This window comes from Candidatus Bipolaricaulota bacterium (assembly GCA_021159055.1).
Classification (GTDB): domain Bacteria; phylum Bipolaricaulota; class Bipolaricaulia; order UBA7950; family UBA9294; genus S016-54.
The window spans coordinates 1-10,118 of the sequence record JAGGSO010000049.1 but is presented as its reverse complement, the minus strand read 5'-3'; the positions used below and the strand labels follow the sequence as shown (position 1 = coordinate 10,118).

At 62.4% G+C, this 10,118-nt stretch carries 10 protein-coding genes; 6 read left to right on the top strand and 4 right to left on the bottom strand.

The window, feature by feature from the left end; genetic code table 11:
• The 3 genes from J7J55_02605 to J7J55_02595 all read left to right on the top strand — a co-directional run.
• A partial coding sequence (locus tag J7J55_02605) for a winged helix-turn-helix domain-containing protein (protein ID MCD6141598.1) occupies positions 1 to 361 on the top strand: 361 nt, incomplete at its 5' end.
• Between the two features lie 123 nt (positions 362 to 484).
• Positions 485 to 2,329, top strand: a complete 1,845-nt coding sequence (locus tag J7J55_02600) for a PAS domain S-box protein (protein MCD6141597.1) — start codon at positions 485 to 487, stop codon at positions 2,327 to 2,329.
• Positions 2,322 to 2,759 carry a response regulator gene (locus J7J55_02595; GenBank protein ID MCD6141596.1) on the top strand — a complete coding sequence of 146 codons (438 nt, stop codon included), beginning with the start codon at positions 2,322 to 2,324 and terminating at the stop codon, positions 2,757 to 2,759. Before J7J55_02600 ends, J7J55_02595 begins: the two co-directional genes overlap by 8 nt.
• Positions 2,760 to 3,080: 321 nt before the next feature.
• Here the strand turns inward: J7J55_02595 and J7J55_02590 are convergent, their stop codons facing one another.
• The 4 genes from J7J55_02590 to J7J55_02575 are packed head-to-tail and all read right to left on the bottom strand — an operon-like array spanning position 3,081 to position 8,637.
• The gene (locus tag J7J55_02590) at positions 3,081 to 4,406 is read right to left on the bottom strand and encodes a glutamine synthetase (GenBank protein ID MCD6141595.1); all 1,326 of its coding nucleotides are present in this window, start codon (positions 4,404 to 4,406) and stop codon (positions 3,081 to 3,083) included.
• A gap of 49 nt (positions 4,407 to 4,455) precedes the next feature.
• Complete coding sequence (locus J7J55_02585; GenBank protein ID MCD6141594.1) at positions 4,456 to 5,616, bottom strand: DUF4384 domain-containing protein; 1,161 nt, start codon at positions 5,614 to 5,616, stop codon at positions 4,456 to 4,458.
• Positions 5,588 to 7,702 carry a VWA domain-containing protein gene (locus J7J55_02580; GenBank protein ID MCD6141593.1) on the bottom strand — a complete coding sequence of 705 codons (2,115 nt, stop codon included), beginning with the start codon at positions 7,700 to 7,702 and terminating at the stop codon, positions 5,588 to 5,590. Before J7J55_02580 ends, J7J55_02585 begins: the two co-directional genes overlap by 29 nt.
• A 50-nt stretch (positions 7,703 to 7,752) precedes the next feature.
• The gene (locus tag J7J55_02575) at positions 7,753 to 8,637 is read right to left on the bottom strand and encodes an adenylate/guanylate cyclase domain-containing protein (protein ID MCD6141592.1); all 885 of its coding nucleotides are present in this window, start codon (positions 8,635 to 8,637) and stop codon (positions 7,753 to 7,755) included.
• Between the two features lie 85 nt (positions 8,638 to 8,722).
• On the opposite strand from J7J55_02575, the gene J7J55_02570 reads away from it, so the two are divergent.
• From J7J55_02570 to J7J55_02560, 3 genes are all read left to right on the top strand, one after another.
• On the top strand, positions 8,723 to 9,142 hold the full coding sequence (locus J7J55_02570) for a cyclic nucleotide-binding domain-containing protein (GenBank protein MCD6141591.1): 420 nt from the start codon (positions 8,723 to 8,725) through the stop codon (positions 9,140 to 9,142).
• A 3-nt stretch (positions 9,143 to 9,145) separates the two neighbouring features.
• On the top strand, positions 9,146 to 9,871 hold the full coding sequence (locus J7J55_02565; protein MCD6141590.1) for a ribonuclease Z: 726 nt from the start codon (positions 9,146 to 9,148) through the stop codon (positions 9,869 to 9,871).
• On the top strand, positions 9,841 to 10,118 hold a 278-nt coding region (locus J7J55_02560), incomplete at its 3' end, for a PKD domain-containing protein (GenBank protein ID MCD6141589.1). The genes J7J55_02565 and J7J55_02560, both read left to right, overlap by 31 nt.

Sequence of the window (10,118 nt, the reverse complement as noted above, 5' to 3'; positions counted from 1 at the left end):
GGGGGATTTCTTCTACTTCCTCGAGCACCATCCGAAGACGATCTTCCGCATGTATGAGCGCCTGTCGGAGGAACTGAAGGCATTCCAGAACAAACTCGCCGAACGCTCCTACTCTTCGAGCAAGGAGCGCCTCGCCCGGCTGATCCTCCTTCTTGGCAAGAGCGGGGTCGAGCTCTCGCGCGCCGAGCTCGCCGAGATGGCCGGGGTCTCCTCCAAGACGGCGATCCGCACCCTGAGCGAGCTCGAGAGCCGGGGGATCATCGCGATCGAGAGCCGGAAGATCAAGATCCTGCGCGAGGATTACCTGCAGAAGATCATGGAACCGTTCTCGGTTGAACTGAACGCCAATCTGATCATCTGAGAGAAGAACGTCTCCCTGGCAGGTGACGGCTGTCCTTCCTGATTTGACTGCACGTTTTTATAGTCTAGATGGGCGTTTAGTCAACATTAGGAGGGCCAGGCGGCAGCCGAGGATGGGACACCATTGAAGACGAAATTGAACCCTGTCGAGAGGGCGATAATCGTTGTCGCCGCGTACAGCATCGCGATCCTCGCCGTAGTGCTCCTTTCCATCTCCTCCCTCTACCGGCCGGTCGGGCTGGTGTTTGGGGTGTTCGCTGTCCCGTTGATCATCGGGGCGTCTTTCCTTCGCCTCCGGGGCGGGATTGCACTCGGGCTGGCGACCGCCCTGCTCGGGATGCCGTTCATCGGGTTCGGGAACCCGGGATTGATCGTCGGGCTGTTCGGGATCGACCTTGTGCTCGGCGGGGGGATCGGGTTGATCAACCAGCGCAACGCCGTGCGCCGCGAGCGGTGGCGGCGGGCGAAGACCCTCCAGGACGGCTATGAACAGGAGATATTTGAGAACTCGCTCAACATTCTCCATTTCATCGACAAGGAGGGGACGATCCTCAAGCGAAACGAGGCATCCCGCAGCACGATCGGCTATCCGACCAAGCGCGCCCTTGGGCTCGCCGAGTACGTACATCCCGAGGACATCGATCACATGAAGACCGAACTCGTCCGCCTGTTCGAGCGGGGAGAGCTGCGGGACGTGAAGCTCCGGTTCATCTCCCAGACGCGCGGGGTGATCCCGGTCGAGTTGCGGGCGACGCGGATCAACGAGCGGGTGGCGATCGTAGAGGCGCGCGACCTGCGTCAGCAGGCCGAGCTCGAGCGGCGGTTGATGGAGGCGGAGGCGCGCTACCGCTATCTGATCGAGGAGGCGGTCGATACCCTCGACTCCGGGATCGTCATCACCGACCGGAAGGGGCAGGTGGTGTGGGCGAACGAGGCGATCGGGCGGTTCTTCGGGATCGATCGCGACCGGTTGATCGGGATCGAGGCGATGCGTGCCTTCTCCCGCTATGTCGGGGTGTTCGAAAACGCTGATGAGTTCGGAAAGAAAGTCCAGGAAGCGATCGAGAAGGGGGAGCGGATCGACTCTTACACCTGCCGTGTCCGCCCCGGGATCGGCCGCGAGGAGCGGGTCCTCGTCTACCGCTCGATCCCGATCGAGACGGATCGATACAAGGGAGGCAGGATCGATCATTACATCGATATCACCGAGCTCAAGCGGTTGGAGGAGGGTCTGCGCGAGAAGACGAAGCGCCTTGAGCGGAGCAACGAGAAGCTGGAGGAGTACTCGCGCGTCGTCTCCCACGACCTGAAGTCCCCGCTCCACACCGTGGAGGCGTTCACCGGCTTCCTCCTCGAGGACTACGAGGACAAGCTCGACGAGGAGGGGAAGAAGTACCTGCACACCCTCAAGAATGCTTCGATGCGGATGCGCGAGTTGATCGACGACCTGCGGGACCTGTCCAACATCCACCTCGACGCGACGTCGTTCGAGCGAGTCCCGGTAGCGCGGATCGTGGAGGAGATCAAGGAGGACCTCGAGGTCGACCTGCGCGGGGTGAACCTTCAGATCGACCCCGACCTCCCCGCGGTGATGGGGAGCAAGATCCAGGTACGACAGGTCTTCCACAATCTGATCGTCAACGCGATAAAGTTCAACGACAAGGCACTCCCGGTGATCCACGTCGGCTGGGTGCGGGACTCCCGCCGACACGGGATGCACACCTTCTTCGTGCGGGACAACGGGATCGGGATCGAGTCCCGGCACCACGAGCGGATATTCGGTCTGTTTGAGAAATTGAACCCGCGGGAGCATTATGAAGGGACCGGAGCGGGATTGGCGATCTGCAAGCGGATCGTCGAGGAGCATGGGGGGGAGATCTGGGTGGAATCGGAAATCGGCAAAGGGAGCACGTTCTACTTCACGCTCCCCCAAGCGACTGTGAGAAACGAGGTGAAAGTCCATGCCTAGCAATCCGGATAAGATAAAGGTCCTGGTCGTCGAGGACGATCCGAACGACGTGATGATCATCAAGCGCGCGATGCGCAAGAGCGGAGCGCACTGCGATCTCTACTTCGCCGCCGACGGCGAGGAGGCGCTCGACTTCCTCTACCACCGTGGGGAGTTCACCGACGCCCCCCGCCCCGACTTGATCCTCCTTGACTGGCGGCTCCCGAAGATGAGCGGGCTCGAGGTCCTGGAGCAGATCAAGAACGATGACCAACTCCGTCGGATCCCGGTGATCGTCCTCACCGTCTCTACCTCTCAGGAGGACATGGTGAAGGCGTACGACTCCGGAGCGGCGAGCTACATGAACAAGCCGGTCGACTCCAAGGATTTTGAGCGCTTGATCCAAACGGTGCAGGACTACTGGCGCATCGCCCGAATACCGCCGGAGTAGGAGACATCCGGCACCATTGCGGAAGACCCGGTTACCGACCCGGGGTTGCGAACGCCTCGTTCCGACCTTTCCTCTGTCGTTATCTCGACCGCCGCGCTGAGGTAAGCTCGTATCACCTAAGGACAAGGAGCGGAGGATGTGTGGTCGAGTGTTTCACCTCCTTACAGGTTCGGCCCGCTGTCCTGAGAGCGCGGTGGGCAATGGCAACCAGCCGTCACATCCGATGCGGGGGTTCCCAAAGTTGTAACAAGAACAGCCAACGGTTCTTACCCGGGGAAGGCAGGTACGGCAGCAGCCCTGCCTTCCCCAGCCCCCCCTTAATTAGAGCATTTCCAGGTAACGCTCGATCTCGTACCGATGCACCCTGGCGCGGTAGTTGTCCCATTCGATCCGCTTGTTCGCGATGAACTTCTCGAAGATGTGATCCCCGAGCGCCCGGCGTACGAGGGAGCTTCCCTCCATATGGGCAATCGCCATGTTGAGGCTCCCGGGTAGCTCCTCGATTCCGAGCGATGCCCGTTCCTCCGGGGTCATGGCGTAGACATCCCGCTCAATCGGGTCCGGAAGGGGGTAGCTATCCTCGATTCCGGTCAGCCCCGCGTGGAGCATGACCGCAAACGCGAGGTACGGATTACACGCCGGATCGGGAGCGCGAAACTCGATTCGGGTCGCTTCCTCCTTCCCTGGCTTGTACATCGGGACGCGGATCATGTTGCTCCGGTTCCGCTTGGCCCAGGTGATGTATACCGGGGCCTCGTACCCCGAGACGAGCCGCTTGTAGGAGTTCACCCACTGGGCGCATACCCCGATGATCTCCTTGGCATGACGCATCAACCCAGCGATGTACCCCCTCGCCACGGAGGATAGATAAAGGGGATCGTCGGGATCGAAGAATGCATTCCGCCCCTCTTGGGTGAACAGCGACTGGTGGGTGTGCATTCCGGAGCCGTTCTCCCCGAACAACGGCTTGGGCATGAACGTGGCATGGATCTCGTGTCGGCGGGCGATCTCCTTGACCACGAACCGCGTGGTCATCAACTGATCGGCGATGGTGAGGGCATCGGAGAACCGGAGATCGATCTCCTGCTGGCTGGGGGCGACCTCGTGATGAGCCGCCTCCACTCCGATCCCCATCTCCTGGAGGGCGAGGACCGTCTCGCGCCGGATCTCCGAGCCGAGGTCAGGGGGAACGAGGTCAAAGTACCCGCCGGAGTCGAGGGCTTGTAGACCGTCCCCGGTGCGGAAGTAGAAGTACTCCACCTCCGGGCCGACGTACATCGTGTAGCCCATCTCCGCTGCGCGGGCGAGGGCACGGCGCAGCGCGAACCGCGGGTCCCCGTCGTACGGGGTTTCGTCCGGCCGGAGGATATCGCAGATGAGGCGGGCGATGTCGTCCTCCCATGGAAGGACGGCGAATGTCTGCGGGTCCGGCTTGGCGATCATGTCGCTCTCGTCGATCCGCGCGAACCCGTGGATCGATGATCCGTCGAACCCGACCCCCTCAGCGAGCGCACGGGGGAGCTCCTGGGCGGGGATCTCAACGCTCTTCAGGTTTCCAAGTAGATCGGTGAACCAGAGCTGGACGAACCTGATCCCCCGCGACTCCACCTGTTTCAGTACCTCTTCCCGCCGTGTTGCGTCATCCATCGTTACCTCCTTTGCCAGGGATTATACCGGAAGCACGGATGACCTAAAGTCAGAACGCGAGCCCAACCCCGATGATCGGGCCGCGGCGCAGGTCGTACCCCCCGAACAGGATCGCGGGTGAGAGGTTGAGAGCGAACCCGAGTGAAGCGGAAGGCACAACCGCTGTTTCCGTCTCCGGCTGGATGTCGATCTTCTCCGGGATCGGGGTTCCAGGCGGGGTGACGACGTACCGTTCCTGCAACCCGATCCCGATCCCGAGAACGAGCCGCAGGGACGAGGCTGTGGGGAGGTGGAACCTGATCCCAATCTGGAGCTCGGGACCAACGAGGTCGGGGTCATGGAGGAAGCGGGCGGAAGCGGTGACCCCGAGCGTCCGCCCGATCCCGAGCTCCCCTCCGACGCTGTCCGCTCCGAGGTCGATGACGACGAACCCGGATGGAAGAGCGCCCCCTTCTTCCGGGGGTGTGATTTCGACCTCCTCCAGCCGGGCCGAGATCTCGGCTGCGGTCCGGTCGGCGAGCTGCAACCTCTGTGAGTACGGGGCGAACCCGTCCTTGCGTAGGGTGATCGTCCTTGTCCCGGCAGGGAGGATGAGAGTCTTCGGGGTATTCCCGACGTAGTTTCCGTCCACGTAGATCTTCGCTCCCTCTGGAACGGAGTCAATCGTTACCACTCCCTTTGGCTGATAGACCTGGATTCGGGTCCAGGCGACGGAGTAAGCCCCGGACTCGAGCCCCGACTCAAGCTGCTGCACGAACTCCTCCGGCTTGATCTCGTACTCGCGGAACGGGTGTTTCTCGTCCGGAGCGAGCGCCGGAATCGGTGCAAGGGAGGCGAGAGCGACCAGGGTCTCCTCTCCCTCGGGACCGCTCACCACGAATCGATACCCCTTCCCGGGCAGGGACAGCTTCCCCGGCCCGACCCGCGGATCGGGCTGGAACCGGTTGGGAAAGAGGAGGGTGACCGTTCCGGCGGGGTCGATGTCGTAGAGGTAGAGGTAACACTCCTTGTCCACCTCGACCGTGATCCTGATCCCGGCTCCGGGAGCATAGGTGGAGTTGTCGGTCGCGATCTTGACTGTGATCGGCTCCGCGGGCGGGGAGGGGAGAACCCCCTTGGGGAGCGACTCTCCCGTCCCGCAGAGCACAAACAGCAGGATCACGAGGATCCCAATACCGATCTCAGCCGTTAATCTTCTCCCGTATCTCATCGGTGAGAGTCTCCACTCCGACCGGGCCGATTTCAACGTAGACCGTTCCCACCTTGAGGATCAGCTGGTCACCGAGCGCTAAGTACGCTGCCAGTTCCGGCTTGAGCGTCAGGAGATCGAAGTACGCGGAGCTGTACGCCTTTATCTTGATCGTCTCCTCGTCGGAGTACGTGCTATCGATCCAGATCCCGTCTTTGAGGAAGAATGCCCGATCCCCGACGACCCGGACCGACTCCGTCTCCGGCGGAGCGGCTTCGGCCTCGGCCAAGGTGCGGATGCTCGCTGCTCCGGCGACCGCCTGCTTCCCGCTCGCCGGGGCGGCAGCGGCCGCCTGCCCGAGTTGGTTTGCCATCTGTTCCGGCGATAGGTCCTCATTCTCCACCAGGAACGACGTATACGGGGTGATGATCCCGTAGCGCTTGCTCAGCTCGATCACCTCGTCGACGAGTTCTTCCGTCTCCCCATAGAGGCGGATCTGATCGAGGAGGTAGGCGATCTTCCGTCCGGCCCATACGCGGGGGAGAAAGTCGGCATCGAGGGAAACCGCAGGGAAGGTGCGTACCGCACTGAACGAGACGGTCTTCCCACCCACCGCACCGCTCAGGATTATCTCTCCCTCACCTCCCTCCTCGTACCGGCCGACGTAGAGGAGCTGAGAACCGCGGAAGACATCGGGGAGGGGGGTCGGGTAGGCATCGTAGGTCTTGACCCCCGCGATCTCGACCCGCGGCGAGGTGAGGACCGGGGAGGAGATCTTCCGATAGAACGAGGAGATCGCCCGCTCCAGGTTGTCGTCCGGAGTGACGTACACGGTCGTTCCGTGGTTCTCCTGGCTCAAGCGGTCGAGGAGGAGGGTGTTCACGTTGTAGCCGACCCCGAACGAGAAGATCCGCGCCCCCGCAGTGTTGGCCTTCCCGGCGTCGGCGATGATCTCTGCTGGTTCTACCTTCCCCACAGTAGGCTCCCCATCGGTGAGAAAGATCAGGTAGTGCGGGCGATCGTTGGCCTCGAAAAGGGCGAGGGCAGTAGTGAGCGCTTCGTCGATGTTCGTCCCCCCGTCTGCCTGGAGTTTCTCCACCCACCCGGCTGCCGCGGCGATGTTATTCGGCGTGACCGGGAGGAGGGAGTCGGTCTTCGCCCGCGGGTAGTCGCTGAACGCGACCACGGCGAAACGGTCATCTGGATTCAGATTCCGGAGGATGAATTCGAGCGCCTCCTTCGCCTGCGCGATCTTGTCTCCGGACATGCTCCCCGACGTGTCGAGGACGAAGACTAAATCCTTGGGGAGGATCGTCTCGTCCTGGTCCACGTTGGGAGAGACGATGAGAAGGAAGAATCCATTCTCCTGGGAGGTCTTGTAGGTGAGGAGGGTCATCCCCATCTCCTCAGGGAGGACGGAGTAATAGAGGATGAAATCCTCATGCGGGAGGACGTCCTCCTCCTCGTAGTGGACGGTGGCCCTGTTTCCGGCGCGTGTCACCGCGACCGCGTGCGTCGGGGAGTAGATCGCCTGAAGCGGGCTTGTGGTCTCGATCGAAACGTCGATCATCACCTCCCCGAGCGAGGCGGCGGAGAACCGTTCGGTGTCGAGAGGGTAGCGGTAGCGGTAGATCCCGGACTCCGCCTTCAGGATCTCGGTGTAGGTGAGTTCGATCCGACGCGTCTTCCCCGCGGGGATCGGGAAGACCCGGGCGGAGATGGTATCTCTGCCGATGTACTCGAGCAGAGCCGGATCCAGGGTGCGGCGCACGTAATCCTCGTAGATCTCCCGCGCCTCATCGGCGGCGAGCACCTTTCCCTCCAGCTTTTTCCCGTCTGCCCACATGGCGAAGTCGGAGACGACCGCTCCGGGCGGGAGGGGAAAAACGTACTCGCCCTCGATCGGGTGTGAGGTGTCGTTACGGAACTCCTGGTCGACGTGGGTCACCACGATCCCGTCCTTCACTGACACTGTGACGTGGTGGTAGGTGACCGAGAGCCAACCGCGGTCGGGATGGTCGGGGAGGATCATCCCGTCCCCCATCCCGATTGAGCAAACCGATAGCAGGATCAACGCTGCAAACAAGAAGACCAGGGCGCGTTTCATGGCGGTACCTCCGTATCGTGAGCTGCCCTATCTAACCCGGAGGGGAAGGATTAGTTTCCAGCGGCGAGGCGATGGAGGCTCTCGATGAACTCCCGCGCCGCGGCTGGATCGACCCCGCGCAGCCGGATGCTCCTCTTTCCACCCAACCGGAGGGTGAGGGTGCGGCGGTGGAGGGATGCGGCCACCTCCGCCGCCGGGTACTCACGGGAGGCCTGCGGGGGATCGGCCTTGCGGGTGCGCCGGAATCGGAAAAAGGGGAGATGCTTCTTTCCCGTAACCTGGCGTGCTCCCTTCGCCATCTCCACCACCACCGTCCCGCGGGCGGTGAGGACGATGGTTATGCGATCGTGCGCGTCCGAGATGCGGAAAAGCTCCGCCATCCACGCAACCTCGTAGAGCTCCTCCTCCCCCAGCCCCTTGATCTCCCTCCTCCCGAGCGGGATGTAGCGCAACCCTTCCTTGAGCGGGACGGCCTCCTTGATCTTTTTGGTGACGATGATCTGTCCTCCCTTGGCCATAGCGGACAGGCGTTGGGCGAGGTTGACCGAGTTTCCGAACAAGTCGGTCTCCGTCATAACCGGAATCCCACTCGCCAGCCCGATCCCCACTTCGATCGGTCTGGTCTCCAGCTCGTCGTTCTTCGCCCGGATCGCCCGTTGGATTGCGACCGCTGCCGCAACGCCGTCCCGCAACTCCCCGAACGCAGCCATCACCCCGTCTCCGAGCGTCTTCACCAGGACCCCGTTATGCCCTTCGATCTCATTCCGCAGCAAGGTTTCATGGAACCGGGCGAGGCGCCATGCGGCCCGGTCGCCCGCTGCTGCCGTGTATTCGGTGAAACCGCGGATATCGCTGAACATGACCGCGATTTCCTCCCCGGCAGCGAGCTGCGACCTGATCAACTGGCGGTTCTTAAGGGTGGTGCTCCAAGACATCGGCTCTCCTCTTGGCTTGCAAATCGTCCGTTGCTTATTATATCATGCTTTGGAACGTCAAGATATCGATCGACAAGGGGGAAACATGATCAACCAGGATACCATCGTCCTTCTCAAGCGGGTACCGCTCTTCTCGCGGCTGAGTGACCGCGGGCTCAAAGCGATCCTCAAGTCGGCGACGGACAAGGAGTTCAAGGCGGGTACGAAGATCGTCTCCGAGGGAGACACCGGGGTTGGGTTCTACCTCATCCTCTCCGGTGCGGCCGAAGTGCGCCGCGGGGAAGAGCGTCTGGCCAAGCTGGGGGAAGGGGCGTTCTTCGGGGAGATGTCCCTGCTCGACGGTGCTCCCCGCTCGGCGGACGTGATCGCCACCGAGGATACGCGCTGCCTCGTCCTGTCCCCGTGGGCGATGAAGGGGCTGATCGCCGCCTACCCTGAGGTCGCGCTCGGAATGCTGGAGGAGCTTGCCCGCCGCCTGCGGGAGACGGATCGGGCGTTGAGCTAGGGAATGGCTCAGCTCGCCGTAACCTGCCTCGGCTCGGGGGCGGCGTTTGGGGAGGGGAGGCTGTGGAGCTCGATCCTGCTTGACGGGCGGATCCTCCTCGACCTTCCTCCGACGGCTCTGTTCCAGCTTCACAAGGTGGGAGCGGACATCGCCGCGATCGATTACGTCTTCATCTCCCACTTCCACGCGGATCACTCGTTCGGGATTCCGTTTCTCCTTCTCCTGTATCACTTCACCCTCCACCGCGACCGGCCGCTGTACATGATCGGCCCCCGCGGGCTCGAGAAAAGGACGGAACAGCTCTCCGCCCTCGCCTGGCCGGAGCTGGTCCGGAAGGGGCTCGCTCCCGATTTGATCCTCAAGTACGTGGAGGTCGGTGCGGACGGGGAATACCGCGCCGGTGGGTTGGAGTTCACCGCAGTGCGGATGGAGCACTTCGGCCTGGATGCGTATGGGTATCGGTTATCGGTCGACGGACGTGAGGTTGCTTACACCGGTGACACCGGGGACTGTCCCCAGCTTTATTCCCTCGTCGCCGGGGCGGACGTGGTGATCACCGAACTCACCCATCCTGTCCCGACCGACGATCCCGGCCACCTCGATTCGCGAACGGTGACCCGAATCGCCCGCGCCTCCGCAGGTGTAGTTATGGTGACCCACATCGGCGGGGTTCCATCCCCGATTCCCGGGGCGATCATATGCCGCGACGGGGAGACATACCTGGTTTGAAAGGAGTGAGAAAGTATATGCTGCGTGCGTTTGGAATCACGATTCTGATCCTGCTGACAGCGGTTGTTGGTGCCTTCGCCGCGGAAGGGCCGATCGCCCAATTCACCTACTCCCCCGGGGACGGGCCATATGCCGTCCTGTTTGACGCCTCCGGATCGACTGATCCGGATGGGGAGATCACTTCCTACCAGTGGACGTTCGGGGACGGGACCACTGGATCGGGGGAGAAGGTGGCTCACACCTATCC